Source organism: Blastococcus jejuensis, from assembly GCF_039534705.1.
In the GTDB taxonomy this organism is placed as follows: Bacteria; Actinomycetota; Actinomycetes; order Mycobacteriales; family Geodermatophilaceae; genus Blastococcus_B; species Blastococcus_B jejuensis.
Window position 1 is genome coordinate 483,699 of the sequence record NZ_BAAAVV010000001.1, and the last position, 18,324, is coordinate 502,022.

Genomic DNA, 18,324 nt, shown 5'->3' on the forward strand with positions numbered 1-18,324 from the left:
CCACGCCTCGCACGCTCGGCGCGGGCCCCTGAGGAGTGGCCGCTCCAGCACGTCACTGGTCGAGCAGGAGTCCCTCGTGGCGCAGGCGGGCGAGGTGGTGGCGGAACAGCATGACGTCGTTGAAGGCGCTGCCGAGGTCGGGCAGCTCGGCGACGTCCTCCGGCGGCAGGTCGGCCGCCCGCCCGCCGAGGCGGGCCGACTCGAGGCACACCCGGGCCAGCGCGTCGAGCGCCAGCGCCCGCCCGACCGCCTGCTCGACGGCGTGCGGCCCCGAGCCGACCGTGGTGATGCCGTGCCCACGCATCACCAGCACGGGGGCGGCGCCGAGCGCGGCGGCGACCTCGCGGCCCAGGTCGGGACGGCGGACCAGCACCGACCGCGGGTAGACCGGCACGCCGTCGAGCGCCAGCCGCGCGGCGGGCAGGTGGTACGCGCCGAAGATCGGGCGCAGCGGTACGCCCTCCAGCCCGGCGATGAGCACCGACGGCGGGTGGCAGTGCACCACCGCGTCGACGTCCGGCCGGGCCCGGAGCACCTCGGCGTGGATCGGCAGCTCGTTCGGCACTGCCCAGCCGGCCAGGTCCCCGCCGTCCACCGCGCGGCCGTCGAGGTCGACCTCGTGGACGTCGTCGCGACGGGTGAACACCAGCCCCTCCTCCTGCGGCCCGCGGCAGCGCACGAGGATCCGGTCCGGTCCGGTGCGGAGGCTGACGTGCCCCAGCACGTCCTCGGCGAGCCCGCGGGCGCCGAGCACCCGGCACGCGTGCGCGATCAGCAGGCGGCGATCGACGGGCGGTTCGGCCGGGTGGTGGTCCATTGGTCAGACCCTAAAGGGGGATCCGGGACGGCGGCCAGCAGCATCCGCCGTGGGAGACTCCTGCCGTGGAGCCGATCGTGGAGCAGGAACCCGCCCGTCCGACCAGCGCGCCGGCCGGGAGCGGCGCGCCGGCCGACGGCATGGACCTGTTCAGCGCGGTCAGCGTGGGGCGCGTGTCCCAGGTGATCGTCGACCAGATCCGCACCCTGATCCGCCAGGGGCGGCTCCGTCCGGGTGACCGGCTGCCCTCCGAGCGCGACCTCTGCGAGCGGTTCGGCGTCAGCCGGGTGACCGTGCGGGAGGCTCTCCGGGTGCTCGAGGCCGGCGGCCTGATCGACGTCCGCGTCGGCGCCCGCGGCGGCGCGTTCGTCACCACCCCCACCAACGCGCGGCTCGGCGAGGGCCTGGCCGACCTGCTGCAGCTCAGCCCGCTCACCGCGGCGGAGGTCACCGAGGCCCGGATGGTCTTCGAGCTGGGCATCGTGCCCCTGGTGGTCGAGCGGGCCACCGAGGAGGACCTGGTCGCCCTGGAACGACTCTGCGAGGACCAGCAGACCGCGCTCGACGACCAGCGCTACACGATGGAGATGTCGGCGGAGTTCCACGTCCGGGTCGCCGCCTCCACGCACAACAAAGCCGTCGAGATGCTCGTCCAGAGCTTCCACGGCCCGCTGCTGATGTCGCTCAAGGAGGCGCAGATCGCCGCGCCCCTGATGGGGCACCGCGGGGCGCACGAGCACCTGGACTTCGTGCACGCCGTCCGGCGGCGCGACGTCGCCGCGGCCGAGGCGATCATGCGCACCCACATCGACCGGACCGCGACCCGTCTCGCGCACTGACGGCCGGCGGGAGCCGTAGGGTCGGGCGATGACCGTCCCCGCTTCCCGGAGGCTCACCCGCGACACGCGCAACGCCGTGCTCGGCGGCGTCTGCGCCGGCATCGCCCGCCGCTACGGCCTGTCCCGCACCGGCCTCCGCTGGGCCTTCGTGATCTCGTGCGTGCTGCCGGGCCCGCAGTTCATCGCCTACCTGCTGCTCTGGCTGCTCCTCCCGGCCGACTACTGAGCCGTCTCCCTCGGGTCCTCGCTGAAGAGCAGGGACTTGATCGTCACCGGCACCGTGCGGGAGGGGTGGCGCACCTTGCCGATGTCGATGTAGTCGAAGTCGCGCAGGTACAGGCCGTCGACGACCAGCAGCGGGTTGCCGACGCCGAGCTCGTCGCGCAGCAGCCGGCCCAGCGTCATGGCGACGTCGCCGTCGAGCATCAGGTAGAGCGGCCGGCCGTCGGCGATCCGCTCGGCCAGGCCGTCGCGGACGCCGACGGCGAACGCGTGCAGCCGCCGGTGCGTCGGCAACCCGGTCCAGGACAGCGCCAGCGCGACGTCGTCGCCGGAGTGCTCGGCGTCCAGCGCGACCAGGTGCCGGCGGATCGCGGCGGCGACGGCAGCCGCGTCGACCTCCTCGCCGAGGTCGTGGACGGGCTTGACCACCTGCAGGTTGCGGCGCGGGAGCAGCGCGTCCGGGTCGGAGATCCAGCCGGTGTTGCCCGACAGCTGCACGCTGTACTCCGAGGCCCCGAGCGCGGTGGCCCGGATGCACTCCCCCGCCGGGAGCAGGGGGAACGGGAACGCGCCGTCGTCCACCCGGCGGCGCAGCGCCCGGCCCAGGGGGGCGCCGAGGTCGCCGAAGAGCTCGGTCTCGCGGTCGTACACGTACTCGGCGACGCCGCCGGAGAACATGACGCCGTCGATCTCGCCCAGCGGGCCCAGCGGATCGGTGAGGTAGAGCCGCTCGACGTCGGCGGGCAGCGGGGCGGCGGTGACGGCGGCGGTGACGACGGCGACGAGGGTGTCGGCCATCCGGTCCGCGACGGCCTGCACCTGGTCCGCGTCGGCCCGGTCGCCCAGCGCCCAGGCGAAGCCCGCCCGGGCGGCGTGCTCCTGGCCGGCCGGGTCCAGCCGGGTGATCCGGCCGTCGCCGTCGACCACTTGCAGCCGGCCGCCGACGTGCACGGCGGCCGTGGCCACCACCCGTCCCCGGTCGAGGACGGCGAGCTTGGTCGTGCCGCCGCCGATGTCGACGTTGAGGATCCGCAGGCCCTGCTCGTAGGAGGCCCGCGCCGCGCCCGACCCGTAGGCGGCGAGCATCGCCTCCATGTTGTGGCCGGCGGTCGCGGTGACCAGTTCCCCGCCGCGCTCGGCGAGCACCCCCGCGATCGCCTCGGCGTTGCGCCGGCGCAGCGCCTCCCCGGTCAGGATGACGACACCGGTGTCGATCGTCTCCGGCCCCACGGCAGCGTCGCCGTAGGCCCGGTCGATGATCGAGCCGAGCTCCTCGGCGTCGATGTGCTCGCTGCTCGCGTACGGCGTCAGTGCCACCGGCGAGCGGTAGACGGTGTCCCGGCGGACGACGATGTAGCGGCTGGTCAGCTCCTCGCCGATCCGCCGCAGGTGCAGCCGGGAGAAGACGACCTGGGTGCCCGACGAGCCGATGTCCATGCCGACGCTGTGCAGGGTGACGTTGTCCTGCTGCCAGATCGGGTTGTCCTCGAGGGGCAGGACGGCGTCGTCGTCGTGCTCGTGGTCGTGGTCGGGCACGTAGGCGGAGTGGACGACGACGTCGTTTCCGTCGTCCACTCCGCCGTGCGTGTGCTCGTGCGTGTGCGCGTGGGTCACCTCAGACCGAGACGGCCTCGGCCGGCTTGGGCGGCAGCGACTCGAGCTCCTGCTCGTAGGCGGTCTCCATCTGCGGCTCCATGCCGTGCTTGGCCAGCGCCTCGCGGAAGGTCTCGCGCACGAACGACGACTCGTCGGCGTAGTCGATCTGGTCGCCACCGACGCGCTGGCTGATCCAGGCCTTCGGCACACCCTGCGCGTTGCGGATCGACACGACCTCGTGCTTGAAGGCGAGGTAGCGGGCCGGCTCGGTGCCGGTGTTGAAGTGCTGGTGGTACCACATGTTCGGGGGGACGATCATCGAACCCGGGCCCCACTCGTAGCGCCGCGGCTCCTCGCCCTCGGGCCACATGAGGCTGTAACCCTCGCCCGACAGGATGATCACGTGGGCGCCCGGGCCGTGCCGGTGCCCCTTCTTGTACGTGGCGGTCGGGAACTGCGAGATGTGGCTGTTCATCGAGCCCTTGGCCATGTTGAAGCGGATGTGCCCGCCTCCGGCACCGCGCTCCTTGGCCTCGATCAGGGGCAGGTTGATCGAGTCGGCGACGAAGTTCGTGTCGAGCAGCAGGCCCTTCTGCTCACCCTTGGGCGCGAAGTAGTCCGGCTCCCCGTTGAAGCGCTTCGGGAAGTCGTGGGCGGTGCCGAAGACGAAGTCGATGTCGTCGTAGAGGTTGATGATGCCCGGGGCGTTGGTCGACGAGACGAACCGCGCGACCTCGGTGCCCGAGCCGTTGAAGTGCTGGTGGTTGGCGTTGAGCGGGATGGCGAACAGCGCGCCCGGGCCCCACTCGAAGGTGACCTCGGCGCCCGCGTCGTTCCACACCTTGGTCGAGCCGTGGCCGGAGAGGACGAGGATCATCTCCTCGAACAGCTGCCGCTGCGGGTTCAGCGCGCCGCCGGCCGGGATCTCGGCCACGTAGCAGTCGTTCGACGTGCGGCTCGCCTCGTGGTTGATGAACACGCCCCGGCCACCGCGGCGGCCCCACGGCTTGAGCTCGACGGTCTTCAGGTCGGGCACGTAGTGGGCGGCGATGATGTCGAGACCTTCGTCGGCGACCCAGCGCGTGTAGGGGGAGTCCTTCTCGGTGGCGAACTTCGCCGCCAGAGTCTCGTTGACGAGAGCGTCCTTGGCCATGCAGGGGCCTCCTGGTCGGGCGTCGGTGGTCGGCGCGGGCGCGCGCGAACGGCGGTATCCGTTCGGCAGCCGTTGGTATGACCATAAGACCACGCCTACGCGCGGTCAACGACACCCCCGCGAGGGTCAGCGGGAAGCGGTCACCAGCTGTTGCCGCGGCGCAGGCCACGGACGGCGGGACGGACGTCGACCAAGTAGACGACCGCCGCGATCACCGCGGGCAGCCCGAGGAAGCTCATCGGCCTGAAGAAGAAGATGACCAGAACGGCCAGGCCGGTGATCGCCGCCCACCCGGGCTTGGTGAGCTTCCCGGCGGCCACGAACCCCGCCGCCGGCCGGACGAGGGCGTCGACGAAGGCCCACAGCGCCAGCGCGAGCGTCCCGTAGTCCAGGACGGTGAAGACCAGCCCGTCGAACCCCATGACGGGCAGGGTACCCGCCGGGCGGCGCCGGACCAGCCGGGACGAAGGGTCGGCTCACCCCGTCGCGGGGTGCCCGGTGTCGACCGCGGCGTTTCCCCGCCCGTCTCAGGGACATCGTCTCCGGGACACCGTCTCACGGGACAGCACAGGGCCCCCGAGCGCGTGCGCAGCTCGGGGGCCCTGATCCTGTGTGCCGTACGTCAGCCGTTGCGCTTGGCGGGAACGGCCGTCGGGTTGGCGCGCTTGGCGGTGCGGGCGCGGGAGACGCGCGCCGACGTGGTCGCCTTGGCCGGCGTCCGCTTGGCGGCGGGGCTGGCCTTCTTGGCGGCCGGCTTGGCGGCCGGCTTCTCGGCGACGGCCTTCTCCGCGGTCGCCTTGGTGCTCTCGGCGGCGTCCTCGACCTTGGCCTCGGCCTTGGCCGCGACCTTGGTGGCCCGCGCGGCGGTCTTCTGCGCGACCGAGGTCACCTCGTTGGCGGCGTCCTTGACGGCGTCGGCGGTGTCCTCGAGGACGTCCTCAAGGGTGTCCTCGACGGCGTCGACGGCGCGCTCGGCGCGACGGACGACGCGGCGGAAACCGGGCTGACGGCGCAGGTCGTCGACGACCTCGGCACCGCGCTCGGCCAGCGTGCCGACGGTGGCGACGGCCTGGGTGCGGGCGGTCTCCACGAAGCCGGCGACGGTGCTCTTCAGCGCCTCGGGACGCACGGCCACGGCCAGCTGGTGGGCGGTCGTGCGGGCGGTTCCGGCGGCCTCGGTGGCCCGGGTCCGGGCCTCCTTGACGGCCAGGTCGGCCTGCACCTGGGCCTCGCCCGGCAGAGCCACGACGGTGGCGGTGGCCTTGTTGCGGAACTGGTCGAGCACGGTCTTGGCGCGCTCGACGGCCAGGTCACCGGCGCCGATGACGGCGAGGACGGCGGGCTTGGCGTGGGTGACGGCGAACTCGCCGTACTGCTTCACGGTCTGGGTGGCGGTCATGCTGACTCCTTGGAGGTCGTGGTGTCGGGGGCGGGGTGGGAAGACTTCGCGGCCGGGTGCGCTGCGCGGTGCTCGCGGACATAGGTCTCGTAGAGCTCGAGGAGCACGGCCTTGTGCCGCTCGGAGAGCGACTCGTCGGAACGGATCGCCGCAACGGTGTCCGGGCTGCCGGAACGCCGGTCGAGGATCCCCGCCTGCTCGTAGAGCGACTCGGCCGAGATCTTCAGGCCCCGGGCGATCGACGCGAGGATCTCCGCTGACGGCTTGCGGAGGCCCCGCTCCACCTGGGACAGGTACGGGTTGCTGACCCCGGCGGTACGGGCCAGTTCGCGCAGGGACACGCGGGCGGCGTTGCGCTGCTCGCGGATGAAGTTGCCGACCTGCGAGCTGACCGCGGCCGGGCCCACGGACTCCGCCACGCTACCGGCGACCCGGTCCACCTTCTCGCGGACCGTCGTCACCTGCTCGCGGACGAATTCACCGGGTGTCTGCACGTGTCCTACGGTAGCCCCGGGTGCTAGCAGTTGCAAGCGGGAGAGCTAGCAGATGAGCGTGACCCCCGTCACGCCGGAACGCGCAGGTCAGCCGGCTATCGCCGGGGCGGCCCGGACCTCTCCCACCACACCGTCACCACCGCTGACCGGCGTCAGCAACCACCGGCCGAGCTGCTCGGCCGGGACGCCGATGCGCTGCAGGCCCGCGCACAGCGCAGGGGTCCGCCCGCGGTCACCGCCGTCGTCGAGCTTGAGCGCCACGGCACCGCCACCCGGCAGCGCGGCCACGTGGACGCCGTCGGCCCCGCCCTTGACCAGCAGCCCGGGAACCGCCGTCATCAGGTCGGTGTCCTCCCGGCCGGTACCGGCCACCAGCCAGGGGTGGGCCCGCATCGCGTCCGCGACGGAGCGTTCCGGCGACCCCTCGGCGGCGTGGACCAGGGAGAGCACGCCGCGCGCCAGGCCGGTCAGGGACAGCGCGTGCTGCGGGGCCCCGCACCCGTCGACCACGACCGCCGTCACGGACTCCCCGGCGGCCTCGCCCAGCCGGGCCTCGATCGCCTGCTGCAGCGGGTGGTCGCGCTCGAGGTACCCCGACGTCGCCCAGCCCGAGGCCACGCAGGCCGCGAGCATCGCCGCGTGCTTGCCCGAGCAGTTCATCGCCAGCCGCTCCGGCGCGCGGCCGTCGACCAGCCAGGCCGCCTTCGTCGCCTCGTGCTGGGGCAGGGCCGGCGGGCAGCCGAGGTCGTCGGGCCCGAGCCCGGCGGCGGCCAGCATGCCGGCGACCAGGTCGCGGTGCCCGTCCTCGCCGTTGTGCGACCCGGCACCGATCGCCAGCTCCTCGCCGGAGCGGGGCACCCAGCCGGCGGCGAGCAGCGCGGTGGCCTGCACCGGCTTGTTCGACGACCGCGGCAGGATCGGCCGGTCGACGGCGCCGGTCGCGAACCGGACCGACCCGTCGGCGGCGAGGACGACGAGCGCGCCGCGGTGCACCGACTCCAGGAAGCCGGACCGCCAGACCTCGACCAGGACGGGGTTGTCCGGCCACCCGTTCAGTGGCGTCCCTCGTCGGCGAGGAGTGCCGCGACGTCGGCCTCGCCGTCGCGGTAGCGGCGGCCGAGCTCGGCGGCGAGCGCGTCCATCACCTGCTGCACGCCGCGCCGGCGCTCGGACAGCCCGCTCTCGGCGGCGGCCAGCGCCCGCGCCACCTTTTCCAGCTTGGCGTCACTGAGGTCGGAGATCGCGGAGATGTCGATGCCCCCGGTGAGGGCGTTGACCCACGACTCGTACTCCTCCGGCGCGTGCGGCTGCACCGTCTGGTGCCGCCCCAGTCCGTGCGCGGGACCGCGGCCCTTCTCCGACAGGATCTCGGGCAGCAGGTCGACCAGCGACCGGCCGTCGTGCTCGGCCCGGCGCTGCAGCTCGCGACGCACGATGTCGAGCCGTCCCTGCAGCAGGCGGCGGGTGTAGGAGAGGTTGACCTCCTCCTGCTCGGCCTTCCGGCGCAGCAGCCGCACGTCGGTCATGGAGCTGCGCATCGCGTTCTCGAGGAATGCCGGCTCGAGCAGCTCGTCGACGGCGGCGCCGCCCGCCGGGGAAGGCTTCGGACTCATGAGGCTCTCTCCATCGGCTTGATGCCCAGCAAGCTGCGGGCGTCGTCGGTACTCATCGGCGGGCGCTGGGCGATGCGGGCGAGGCCGGCCGCGCGGGCGACCAGTTGTGCGTTGTCGCGCACCGGCTCGCCCGGAGCGTAGGTGAGGGTGTCCTCCATGCCCACCCGGAGGTGACCGCCGGCCGACAGCGCGGCGAGCATCACCGGCAACGACGTGCGGCCCACCCCGGTGGCGGCGAAGGTGGCGCCGGGCGGGATGTGCGGCAGGCAGGCGGCCAGGGCCTGCGTCGTCCCCGGCATGCCGCCGGGCACGCCCATCACGAGGTCGACGTGCACGTGACCCCCGTGCGGCGGCCCGTACTTGTCGAGCAGGCGGGTCAGCGTCGCCAGGTGGCCGAGGTCGAACACCTCGTACTCGGGCACGATCCCGCGCTGCTGCATCTGCGTGTGCAGCTCCACGATCAGGTCCCACGGGTTGCTGAAGACGTCGCGGCCGAAGTTGACCGTTCCCAGCGACAGCGAGGCGGCGTCGGGCTGCGCGTCGAGGACGGCGAGGCGCGCGTCGAACGGGTCGGTGACCGCTCCCCCGGTGGAGAGCTGCACGATCAGGTCGCTCGACTCGCGCACCGCCGCCACGACCTCGGCCACCCGCGCCAGGTCGAGCGTGGGCCGCGTCTCGGCGTCGCGGATGTGCAGGTGCACCACGGCCGCGCCCACGGCCTGGCAGTCCCGCGCGGTCGCCGCGATCTCCTCGACGGTGACCGGCAGGGTCGGGACGTCGGCCTTGGCCGACTCCGCCCCGGTGGGGGCGACGGTGAGCAGGGTGGCGGGTGTCACCGGCCGATCGTGGCAGACCGGATCGCCCGGATCCGCTCCCGGGCCGTGTCGTCGGTCTCGTCGAGCACGTCGTCGGCGTCGATCGAGGCCGTGGAACCGGCCACCGTGAGCGCCGCGTCGACAGCGACCGAGCGCTTCACCAGGGCCAGCGCGATGACGCCGAGCTCGAAGTGGCGGACCACCGTGCCCACGCGACCGACCTCCCGCGCCCCGGCCAGGACCGGCGTGCCGGGCTCGGCCAGCACCTCGCTCACGCCGTCGAGGTGCAGGAGCACCAGCCGTCGCGGCGGGCGGCCCAGGTTGTGCACCCGGGCCACGGTCTCCTGGCCGCGGTAGCAGCCCTTGTCCAGGTGGACGGCCGTGCGCAGCCAGCTGAGCTCGTTCGGGATGGTGCGGTGGTCGGAGTCGAGTCCGAACCGGGGCCGGCGGGCCTCGACCCGCAGCGCCTCGTAGGCCTGGAACCCGGCGGGGGCGGCGCCGGCCGCGATCACCCGGTCGCCGATGGCGGCGATCTCTCGCCGCGGGACCACGACGTCGAACACGGTGGCCGCACCGTCGCCGAGCGGCGGCATGCGCCGGACGAAGCCCTGGTCGAGCGCGTGCACCTCGTACGGCGCCGCCGGGACCGGGATGCCCGCGCGCGTCAGGACGTCGGCCGCCGTCGGACCGACGACGCCGAGCACCGCCCACTCGTCGGTCACCAGCCGCGGCTCGACCCGGAGCATGAACCGCATCCGGTCGAGGAAGGTGTGCAGTGCCTCGCCGGTGCCGGGCTCGACGTCGGCCCAGGTCGTGCCGTCGAGGTCGGCCAGCACGAGGTGGTGCTCCACGTGCCCCTGCGGCGAGAGGATCAGCGCCTCGGTGCCCGTCCCGTCGGCCAGCCGGTCGAGGTGCTGGCTGGTCAGGCTGTGCAGCCAGGACAACCGGTCGGCGCCGGGGACGACGACGACGTCGCGGTCGCTGCGGTCGACCAGACCGGCGCCCTCGGCGAGCGTCCGCTGCTCGCGCAGCGGGTCGCCGTAATGAGCGGCTGTGCGGTACCCAGAGGTGCCCCCGCCCTCGATCTGCACCGCCCCGGGGAGGGCGAGCAGGGGTGATGCGGTCATGAGTGCTCCGATCCGGCTCGTTCGCTGCAGGCCCGGCACGTGCCGGACAGGGCGACGTGCCCCACGTCCACGGTGAAACCCAGATCGGCCGCCAGACGTTCCGCGGCGCCGTCCAGCAACCCGGACGGGGCGGACTCGACCGCGCCGCACGAGGCGCACACCACGTGCAGGTGCGGGTGCTCCGACGCGTGGTAGATCGGCGCCCCCTTGCCGAGGTGCGTGTGCCACACCAGGCCGAGCCGCTCGAGCAGTTCGAGGTTCCGGTAGACGGTGGAGGCGTCCGGTGCCGGCTCGCCCGGGCCGGACTCCTCGCGCAGCCGGGCTCCGATCGCCTCGGGCGTCGCGTGCTCCAGCGCCGTCACCGCGTCCAGCACGCGCGCCCGCTGCGCGGTCAGCCGCAGTCCGCGGGCGCGCAACCGTTGCGCCAGCGGCGCCCCGGCGTCCTCGGAACCCATGCGCGGAGCCTATGCCCGGGGTGCGGCAGGCTGTCCCCCGTGACCGACGAACGAGTGGTGGCGGTCTGGCGCGACGGCGCGGCGGTCCGCGTGCCCGCCGACCAGCCGGTCGTGACGGCGTTCGACCTGGGGTTGGGACGCGGCGACGGCGTCTTCGAGTCGATCGCGGTGGTCGGCGCCGGCGCCCCGCACCTGCCGGCGCACCTCGCCCGGCTGGCGCGGTCGGCGGAGCTGCTGGAGCTCTCCGACGTCGGGGAGACCGTCTGGCGAGCGCTGGTCGACAGCGTGCTCGCCGGCTGGGACCCCGGTACCGACGGCGTGATCCGGCTCTTCCTCACCCGCGGTCTCGGCCAGGGCCTGCCCCCGACCGCACTCGCCGTGCTCTCCCCGGTGCCGGCGGAGGTCGTCCGCCAGCGCACCGACGGCATCTCGGTGATCACGCTCGGCCTGGGCGTCCCGGCGGACTTCCGGTCGCACGCACCCTGGCTCCTGGGCGGCGCCAAGACGCTGTCCTACGCGGTCAACATGGCCGCCCTGCGGCACGCCGCCGCCCGGGGGGCCGACGACGTGATCTTCACGTCGCTCGAGGGTCAGATCCTGGAGGGGCCGACCTCCACGGTCGTGTGGTCCGCCGACGGCGTGCTGCACACCCCGCCGCTGGAGACCGGCATCCTCCCCGGCACGACGATGGCCCGGCTCTTCGCCCGCGCGGCCGACGCCGGGCGGCCGACGGCGGTCACGCCGGGCACCGTCGACGACCTGCGCGCCGCCGACGCGGTCTGGCTGGTGTCCGGGGTGCGGGCCGCGGCGACCGTGCACACGCTCGACGGCGTCCCGCGCGGCGACGGCGGCCTGTCCGCGAGCGTCCGGGAGCTGCTCGCCCGGTAGCCTGCTCGTCAGGTGCGCCGGGAAGTCTGGTCGGCAGTTCTCGAACCGACCCCTGCTGCCCCCCGGAGCCGCCCCCATGACCACCGCACCCACCCGTCTGTTCGGCCGGGGCTCGTGGACCGAGGCCAAGCGCGTCACCGAGGTGCTGCGCCGGGAGACGGTCGGCGGGGCCCTGCTGCTCGCCGCCGCCGCGATCGCCCTCGTCTGGGCCAACTCCCCCTGGGGCGCCGGCTACGAGGCCCTCCGTGACGCCCGCGTCGGCCCCGCGTCGCTGCACCTGGACCTGTCGCTGGGCACCTGGGCAGCCGACGGCCTGCTGGCGATCTTCTTCTTCGTCGCCGGGCTGGAGCTCAAGCGCGAGTTCGTCGCGGGCGACCTGCGCGACCCGCGGCGGGCGGCCCTGCCGGTCGCCGCGGCGGTCGGCGGCATGGCGGTGCCCGCGCTGTTCTTCGTGCTGGTCAACCTCGGCGGTGCCGACGGCGCCCTCCGCGGCTGGGCCATCCCGTCGGCGACCGACATCGCCTTCGCACTCGCCGTCCTCGCGGTGATCAGCACCCACCTGCCGACCGCACTGCGCACCTTCCTGCTGACGCTCGCCGTCGTCGACGACCTGCTGGCGATCGTGGTGATCGCGATCTTCTACACCGCCGGGCTGAACGTGACCGCCCTGCTGCTCTCACTGCTGCCCCTGACGGCCTTCGGGTTCCTGGTGCAGAAGCGGATCCGGTCGTGGTGGCTGCTGCTCCCGCTCGCCGCGCTCACGTGGGTGCTCATGCACGAGTCCGGCGTGCACGCGACGGTCGCCGGCGTGCTGCTGGCCTTCACCGTGCCGGTGGTGCGCAGGCCGGCGGACGGCGGCCCGGAGGCCGGTCCGGGCCTCGCCGAGCACTTCGAGCACCGGCTGCGCCCGCTGTCGGCGGGCGTCGCCGTCCCCGTCTTCGCCTTCTTCTCCGCGGGGGTCGCGGTCGGCGGGATCTCCGGGCTCGGCGCCTCGCTGGGCGACAGCATCGCGATCGGCATCGTGCTCGGCCTGGTCGCGGGGAAGGCGGTCGGCATCACCGCCGCGACCTGGCTGGTCTCCCGCTTCACGCGGGCAGAACTCGACGAGAGCCTGGGCTGGCCGGACGTCATCGGGCTGTCGCTGCTGGGCGGCATCGGCTTCACCGTCTCGCTGCTGATCACCGAGCTCGCGTACGGCCCGGGGAGCGCCGCGTTCGACCACGCCAAGGTCGGCATCCTCGCCGGCACCCTCGCCGCGGCGCTGCTGGCCACCGTCGTCCTGCGCCTGCGCAATCGCCGCTACAAGCGGATCCACGAGGAGGAGGTGCGCGACGTCGACCAGGACGGGATCCCCGACGCCTGGGACCCGGTCGACGACCGCCGCGACCGGCCGTTCGCCGAGGGCTGAGAATTGCGCTTGCCGCGCTCGTTTTCGGCGACGTACCGTCGTCGTACACGAGAGAGGAGGTGGTCCGTAACTTGATGAGCTACAGGACACGTGAGGTGGCTGTCCGCTAGCCGCCGTCCAGATGGGCCGCCCGTTCAGACTCGTGTCTGAGCGACGGCAGATCGCCCGTCCGTCGTACGGCGGCGAGCGAGAACCGGACAGTCACCCGACCCCCGGGCCGCCGACGTTGTCCAGTCGGCCCGCGAGCCGCTCCGCGTGGAGCGCCGCGGAGCAGCCCGGGGGTTGTCCGTTCCCTGGGTAAATTCCTCCCCGTGCAGTTCGCCGGGCGCCCCCTCGAGGACGACGTCTCCCCCGGGGCCTGGATCGCCGCCGCCGTACACCCCTTCGACGAGCACGTGGTCGGGTCGCTGGTCCCGCCGGTCTTCGACGGCTACGTCCGCGTCTTCCACCCCGCCGTCCGCTACCGGGGGGACGACGACGTCGACGTCCGCTGGGCGGAGGTCGCCGCCGCCAACCGGACCGTCGCCCACCCGGCCATGGAGTGGGGTTCGCTGACCGGTTCGATGGAGTTCTTCGACGACGCCGACCAGTCGCCGCTCTGGGACCAGGCACCCGCCCGCGGGCACCTGCCGGTGGGCGTGGCCGACGCGCTGGCCGCGGTGCTGCGCCGGCACACGGGCACACCGGACGACGTGTTCTTCGGCGTCTGGTCCGGCTTCGGGTTCATCGTCGGTGACGCCCCCACCCTCGCGCTGCCGGCCCGCGATCACTGGCTGGTGCGCGGACCGGTCGACCTCGCGGCGGCGAACATGGCCGACGAGCCCTCGGAGCAGAGCGCGTCGCTGTGGTGGCCCGACGACCGGTCGTGGGTCGTGGCCACCGACATCGACCTGGTGACGACGTTCGTCGGCGGGTCCGCCCCGTGCGTGGCCGACCTGCTCGCACACCCGGGGATCGAGGCGGCGGCCGTCCCGGCCGACCAGCGGTTCACCTGGGACGCCGACACGGTGAACCCGTTGCCCTTCGACGCACCCGACTGAGGCATCCTGCGCCGGTGCGTCTGCTCGCCGTCCGCGTCCTTGCCGTCCGTGTCATGGCCGTCCTCTTCGCCCTGACCTGGCTGGTCCTCCCCGGCTTCGGGCTGACCGATCTGTCGGTCACCTGGGATCCCGACTGGCCGGTCGTCCTCGAGGCGAGCTGGGGGATGTTCATGACGGTGCTGGTCGGCGGCCCGTTCCTGGCCGTCGCGGTGACCCCGCACCGCACGGCACCCGCCCAGGCGACCCTGCTCGTCGCGTTCGCGACGATGGCCGTGGCGGTCGTCGCAGGGCTGGAGTGGCCCCTGCTGCTCTTCGTCGGCGTCCTGGTCGTCGAGGCTGCCGTCGTCACCGCCCTGCTGCCGGCGCGCGAGCGGGTGCTCCCGCTCGCCCGGTCGCTGTCGGTCCCGCTGCTCGTCGTGGCGGCGCTCGGCGTCGTCCCCGGCGTCCTGCACGCCGAGCGCATGTTCGCGGGCAGCCGCCGCGGGGCGGGCGTGATCATCGGTGACGTCACGATGGGGGTCGACCACTACGCCGTGCAGGGCGCGTTCGCCCTGGCGCTGCCGGCGCTGGCGCTGCTCGCCGCCGTCTGGCCGCGGGGCCGGCGGTTCCTCGGGATCGGCGCCGGCCTGTGCGCCGGGTACGTCGGGCTGGTCTCCTTCGCCTTCCCCGGCACGTGGGCCGGGGTGCCCGAGCTCGAGTCGGCCCTCTGCATCGGCTGGGGAGTCGCCGTCGCGGCGCTGGCGGTGCTCGGCCCTACAGCTGCGCCAGCTCCGCAGCGAGGTCGTCGAGCCCCAGCGAGCCCTGCGACAGCGCCGCCATGTGCCACGCCTTGAGGTCGAAGTCGGCGCCGCGGGCCTCCTGGGCGGCCGCCCGGCCGTCGAGCCACGCCCGCTCGCCCAGCTTGTAGCTGATGGCCTGGCCGGGGATGCCCAGGTAGCGGACCAGCTCGCTGTCGAGGAAGGCGAGGTCGGCGCCGGAGTTCTCGCCGAGGAAGGCCCGGGCCAGGTCCGGCGTCCACGGCTGCCCGCGGTGCTCGGCCAGCGCGCCCTCGGCGTCGTCGGGGATCGGCAGCCCGAGGTGCATGCCGATGTCGATGACCACCCGCACCGACCGCAGCTGCTGCGCGTCGAGGAAGCCCAACCGCTCGCCGGGGTCGGTGAAGTAGCCGAGCTCGTCCATCAGCCGCTCGGCGTAGAGCGCCCAGCCCTCGACGTTGGCGCCGACCGACCCCAGGGACGCCTGGTAGGTCGAGAGGTCCTTCGAGACGTAGGCCCACTGCGCCAGCTGCAGGTGGTGGCCGGGGACGCCCTCGTGGTACCAGATCGAGACGAGGTCCCAGAGCGGGAAGCGGATGCGGCCGAGCGTCGGCAGCCAGGTGCGACCCGGGCGGGAGAAGTCCTGCGACGGCCGCGTGTAGTACGGCGCCGCGGCGCTGCCGGGGGGCGCGATCATCGCCTCGACGCGGCGCACGGGCTCGGCGAGGTCGAAGTGCGTGCCGTCCAGCGCCGCGATCGCGTCGTCCATCATGGCCTGCAGCCGCTCGCGGATCGCCTCCACGCCGTCGACGGCGGGACCGTTGACCCCGAGCCAGCGCATGGCCTCCATCGGGGTGCCACCGGGCAGGACCTTCTCGGCCTCGATGCGCTGCTCGGCGAGGATCCGCCGGTGCTCGGCCCAGCCCCAGGCGTAGGCGTCCTCGAGACCGGTGCCGGCACCCAGGTCCGAGCCCGTCCAGCGGCGCACCGCCAGGGCGTAGCGCTCCCGGCCGACGGCGTCCGGCGTCCCCTCGGTGTGCGGGGCGTACACGTCCCGCAGGTAGTCGCGGATCTCGGCCACGGCGTCGTCGGCCGCGCGGGCGGCGGCGGCGAGCTCGGGCAGCAGCGCCTCGGGTCCGGTGGCCACGAATCCGGCGAAGTACGGCCCGGCCATCCACTCGTCGAGCTGCGCGACGACGGTCCGCGCCTGCCGGGGCGCGACGACGGCCCCGCGCCGGCAGCCCTCCTCCAGGCTCTCCCGGAAGCCGCGGTAGGCCTCGGGCACCCGGGCCATCCGGCGCGCGATGACGGCCCAGTCCTCGTCGGAGCCGGCCGGCATCATCGAGAAGACCTGCCGGATCGCGTGGATCGGGCTGAACAGGTTGTTCAGCGACCGGAACCCCTCGCCCGCCTCGTGCGCGGCCAGCTCGGCGCCGAGCCGCTCGCGCAGCAACCGGGCGCAGCGCCGCTCGACCGGGTCGTCGTCGAGCGACGGATCGGCCGCCAGGACGCGGTCGAGCTCGGCGAGCGTCGCGCGCTCGAGCGCCTCCTCGGCGGCCAGCCCCGCCGGGCTGAGATCGGGCAGCCGGTCGTCACCGGGGTGGGTGCCCAGCTGCGTGGCGACCAGCGGGTCCAGCTCGCAGAGGGCGTCGACGTAGCGGTCGGCGACCCCGCGCGGGGTGGTGGGGGTGCTCATCGGATCCGTTCCAGTCGGGCGGACATCGTCGGGCGCAGCGGCTCGTCGCCGCCGGCCCGGTCGATGGCGTACATGAGGGCTCCGTCGACGATCCCGTAGAGCCGGACGGCGCGGGTCACGTCGGGCGCGTCGGGCGTGCGCGCGAGGACGTCGGTCGTCAACTCCCAGCTCGTCGTCGTCCGGGCCCGGCCGACGTAGAGCTCGACCAGGCCCTCCGGGCTGGCGACGAGCAGCTCGACGTCGTCCTGCCCGCGGGGGCGCCAGAACCCGGACTCGCGCAGGTCGGGTCCGACGATCGAGCCGTCGTCGGTGAGCCGCCACGTGCGCGACTCGTAGGCGAGGAATCCGCGGCCGTCGTGGCTGAAGCGGATCCACTGGCCGAAGCGGTGGTCACCACCGGCGCCCGCCGCCTGGCCCTCGCCGTGCCACTCGCCCAGCAGCGGCAGCACCGACAGCAGCGACTCATGGACCTCCGGGCCGCTGCGGACGTCGGCGGTGTCGGGGACCGGCAGCTCGGTCGGCCCGCTCATCGGCGGGCGACCCGCGGACGGCGGGCCAGGCGGTAGGCGGCCCAGGCGCTCCCGAGCGAGCCGAGCGCCGCGAGGGTGACCAGGGCCCAGGCAGACAGCATGGCCCCACGGTAATCACGCGGCCCCGGACCGGCACCAGAGCCCCGGAGGGGCCACGATGGGCCGGACGACAGCGAGGCCGGACGACGGCGAGGAGCTGCGATGGCGATCGGCCGCTGAATGGCTGCCTGGGAACGACGACGTCTCGCGCGATCGGGCCGCGTGCTGGCTCTCGTCTACGGCACTGTGCTCGCCATCGCCTGCTCCGCGTTCGTGGTCCTGACCGGCTGGGCGGACGGGCGCTCCGGCTGGGCCCGGCTCGGCGACTCGATCCCCGCACTGCTGCTCATCTCGCTGACGGGTGTCGGTGCAGTGGGGTGCGCGAGCATGGCCCTCGACCGGCGGCTGCCCGCGGGCCTGTGGCTCATCGGATTGGCACCGGCCATCGGCACCGCCGTCCATCTCCTGCTCGACTGATCAGATCGACAGCGCCGCCTGCGAGACCGTCGCCGCGACGACCTCGTCCCACGGGGTGGCGGCGATGCCGAACGTCGCCGTCGTCTCGGCCGAGTCGATGACGAAGGCCTGGTCGAACTGGTGCCGGATGTCCACGACCTCCCGCATCACCGGCACCGCCACGCCGATCGCGCGCAGCAACCCCCACGGCAGCCCGCTGACCCGCGGCTCGGGTGCATCCATGGCCGCGGCCAGGTCGGCCAGCGCCTCCCGCTGCGAGCGGGGCGCCGTGCTCGGCACGTGCCACGCCCGGCCCCAGGCCCGCTCGTCGGTGCCGAGGACGGCGAGGGTGGCCGCGACGTCGGGGAGGTACGCCCAGCTGCGGGGGACATCGGGGTCGCCGACCACCCAGGCGCGGCGGCCCGCGCGCAGGGCCGGGAGCTGGCGGACCAGGTGGCTGTGGTCGGCCGGGACCTGCGGCCCGACGAAGTCCGCGGCCCGCGCCTCGGTCACCCGCACCCGGCCGGCACGGTGCGCCTCGAGGGCCTGCTCCCACATGCCCAGCCGGACGCGGCCCTTGACGTCGGTCGCCGCCAGCGGCGAGTGCGGAGTCATCGGCCCGGACGGGCGGCCGTACACGTAGAGGTTGCCCATCGTCACCAGGACGGCGCCGGTGCGCTCGGCGGCCGTCAGCAGTGCGGTGGCCACCGGCGGCCAGTCGGTGGCCCACCGGTGGTAGGCGGGGTTGACGGCGTTGTAGAGGGCGTCGGCTCCGCGGGCGGCCGCGGTGAGCGCCGCGGCGTCGGTCGCGTCGACCTGCCGGTGCTCGACGGTCGCGGTGCTCGTGCCCCCGCTGCGCGAGAGGACGCGGACCTCATGGCCGCGCTCGACGAGGGCAGCAGCGGTGGTGGCGCCGACCGGGCCCTTGCCGACGATGACGTGCAGTGCCATGGGAGTCTCCTCGTGTTCGACGAGAGCGGTG

21 protein-coding genes are annotated in these 18,324 nt (G+C 74.1%); 7 read left to right on the forward strand and 14 right to left on the reverse strand.

The window, feature by feature from the left end; translation table 11 throughout:
- Positions 1-52: 52 nt before the first annotated feature.
- Positions 53-817, reverse strand: a complete 765-nt coding sequence (gene phtC, locus ABD644_RS02350) for a 3,4-dihydroxyphthalate decarboxylase (protein ID WP_344686886.1) — start codon at positions 815-817, stop codon at positions 53-55.
- A 65-nt stretch (positions 818-882) separates the two neighbouring features.
- Between phtC and ABD644_RS02355 the strand changes: the two genes are divergently transcribed.
- Positions 883-1,656 (forward strand): FadR/GntR family transcriptional regulator, encoded by a 774-nt coding sequence (locus tag ABD644_RS02355; protein WP_344686887.1) that lies wholly within the window; start codon positions 883-885, stop codon positions 1,654-1,656.
- A gap of 28 nt (positions 1,657-1,684) precedes the next feature.
- Positions 1,685-1,882 carry a PspC domain-containing protein gene (locus ABD644_RS02360; RefSeq protein WP_344686888.1) on the forward strand — a complete coding sequence of 66 codons (198 nt, stop codon included), beginning with the start codon at positions 1,685-1,687 and terminating at the stop codon, positions 1,880-1,882.
- On the opposite strand, the gene ABD644_RS02365 is transcribed toward ABD644_RS02360, so the two are convergent.
- The 10 genes from ABD644_RS02365 to ABD644_RS02410 form a co-directional block, all read right to left on the reverse strand.
- Positions 1,876-3,453 (reverse strand): ethanolamine ammonia-lyase reactivating factor EutA, encoded by a 1,578-nt coding sequence (locus tag ABD644_RS02365; protein WP_344686889.1) that lies wholly within the window; start codon positions 3,451-3,453, stop codon positions 1,876-1,878. The two genes, ABD644_RS02360 and ABD644_RS02365, sit on opposite strands and share 7 nt — an antisense overlap.
- Positions 3,454-3,493: 40 nt before the next feature.
- Complete coding sequence (locus tag ABD644_RS02370) at positions 3,494-4,627, reverse strand: cupin domain-containing protein (protein WP_344686890.1); 1,134 nt, start codon at positions 4,625-4,627, stop codon at positions 3,494-3,496.
- 140 nt (positions 4,628-4,767) lie between these two features.
- A complete protein-coding gene (locus tag ABD644_RS02375; RefSeq protein ID WP_344686891.1) occupies positions 4,768-5,049 on the reverse strand; it encodes a DUF2516 family protein in 282 nt (93 codons plus the stop codon).
- Positions 5,050-5,249: 200 nt separating this feature from the next.
- Positions 5,250-6,026: a hypothetical protein gene (locus ABD644_RS02380; RefSeq protein ID WP_344686892.1), complete on the reverse strand. Its 777-nt coding sequence runs from the start codon at positions 6,024-6,026 to the stop codon at positions 5,250-5,252.
- Complete coding sequence (locus ABD644_RS02385) at positions 6,023-6,520, reverse strand: helix-turn-helix domain-containing protein (RefSeq protein WP_344686893.1); 498 nt, start codon at positions 6,518-6,520, stop codon at positions 6,023-6,025. The genes ABD644_RS02380 and ABD644_RS02385 overlap by 4 nt, the downstream gene beginning before the upstream one ends.
- 87 nt (positions 6,521-6,607) lie before the next feature.
- Entirely contained in the window at positions 6,608-7,576 is a 969-nt protein-coding gene (locus ABD644_RS02390) for an asparaginase (RefSeq protein WP_344687194.1), read from the reverse strand.
- A complete protein-coding gene (locus ABD644_RS02395; protein WP_344686894.1) occupies positions 7,573-8,133 on the reverse strand; it encodes an RsiG family protein in 561 nt (186 codons plus the stop codon). Before ABD644_RS02395 ends, ABD644_RS02390 begins: the two co-directional genes overlap by 4 nt.
- Entirely contained in the window at positions 8,130-8,969 is an 840-nt protein-coding gene (locus ABD644_RS02400) for a beta-keto acid cleavage family enzyme (protein WP_344686895.1), read from the reverse strand. Before ABD644_RS02400 ends, ABD644_RS02395 begins: the two co-directional genes overlap by 4 nt.
- A complete protein-coding gene (gene ygfZ, locus ABD644_RS02405) occupies positions 8,966-10,075 on the reverse strand; it encodes a CAF17-like 4Fe-4S cluster assembly/insertion protein YgfZ (RefSeq protein ID WP_344686896.1) in 1,110 nt (369 codons plus the stop codon). The genes ABD644_RS02400 and ygfZ overlap by 4 nt, the downstream gene beginning before the upstream one ends.
- Positions 10,072-10,530 carry a Fur family transcriptional regulator gene (locus tag ABD644_RS02410; protein WP_344686897.1) on the reverse strand — a complete coding sequence of 153 codons (459 nt, stop codon included), beginning with the start codon at positions 10,528-10,530 and terminating at the stop codon, positions 10,072-10,074. The genes ygfZ and ABD644_RS02410 overlap by 4 nt, the downstream gene beginning before the upstream one ends.
- A gap of 39 nt (positions 10,531-10,569) precedes the next feature.
- Here ABD644_RS02410 and ABD644_RS02415 point away from each other — a divergent pair, with 39 nt between their 5' ends.
- The 4 genes from ABD644_RS02415 to ABD644_RS02430 all read left to right on the forward strand — a co-directional run bounded on the left by ABD644_RS02415 (position 10,570) and on the right by ABD644_RS02430 (position 14,699).
- Positions 10,570-11,418, forward strand: a complete 849-nt coding sequence (locus ABD644_RS02415) for an aminotransferase class IV (RefSeq protein WP_344686898.1) — start codon at positions 10,570-10,572, stop codon at positions 11,416-11,418.
- A gap of 76 nt (positions 11,419-11,494) precedes the next feature.
- Positions 11,495-12,826 carry a Na+/H+ antiporter NhaA gene (gene nhaA, locus ABD644_RS02420; RefSeq protein ID WP_344686900.1) on the forward strand — a complete coding sequence of 444 codons (1,332 nt, stop codon included), beginning with the start codon at positions 11,495-11,497 and terminating at the stop codon, positions 12,824-12,826.
- A gap of 311 nt (positions 12,827-13,137) precedes the next feature.
- Positions 13,138-13,866 carry a hypothetical protein gene (locus ABD644_RS02425; RefSeq protein WP_344686901.1) on the forward strand — a complete coding sequence of 243 codons (729 nt, stop codon included), beginning with the start codon at positions 13,138-13,140 and terminating at the stop codon, positions 13,864-13,866.
- Positions 13,867-13,880: 14 nt separating this feature from the next.
- Positions 13,881-14,699 carry a hypothetical protein gene (locus tag ABD644_RS02430; protein ID WP_344686902.1) on the forward strand — a complete coding sequence of 273 codons (819 nt, stop codon included), beginning with the start codon at positions 13,881-13,883 and terminating at the stop codon, positions 14,697-14,699.
- Here ABD644_RS02430 and ABD644_RS02435 read toward each other — a convergent pair.
- Together ABD644_RS02435 and ABD644_RS02440 are read right to left on the reverse strand one after the other, a co-directional pair.
- Positions 14,620-16,317: a DUF885 domain-containing protein gene (locus tag ABD644_RS02435; protein WP_344686903.1), complete on the reverse strand. Its 1,698-nt coding sequence runs from the start codon at positions 16,315-16,317 to the stop codon at positions 14,620-14,622. The genes ABD644_RS02430 and ABD644_RS02435 overlap by 80 nt on opposite strands.
- On the reverse strand, positions 16,314-16,847 hold the full coding sequence (locus ABD644_RS02440) for a heme-binding beta-barrel domain-containing protein (RefSeq protein WP_344686904.1): 534 nt from the start codon (positions 16,845-16,847) through the stop codon (positions 16,314-16,316). Before ABD644_RS02440 ends, ABD644_RS02435 begins: the two co-directional genes overlap by 4 nt.
- A 261-nt stretch (positions 16,848-17,108) precedes the next feature.
- Here ABD644_RS02440 and ABD644_RS02445 point away from each other — a divergent pair, with 261 nt between their 5' ends.
- Complete coding sequence (locus ABD644_RS02445; RefSeq protein WP_344686905.1) at positions 17,109-17,363, forward strand: hypothetical protein; 255 nt, start codon at positions 17,109-17,111, stop codon at positions 17,361-17,363.
- Here ABD644_RS02445 and ABD644_RS02450 read toward each other — a convergent pair whose 3' ends face one another.
- Positions 17,364-18,293: an NAD-dependent epimerase/dehydratase family protein gene (locus ABD644_RS02450; protein WP_344686906.1), complete on the reverse strand. Its 930-nt coding sequence runs from the start codon at positions 18,291-18,293 to the stop codon at positions 17,364-17,366. It abuts the gene before it with no gap.
- Positions 18,294-18,324: the final 31 nt, after the last annotated feature.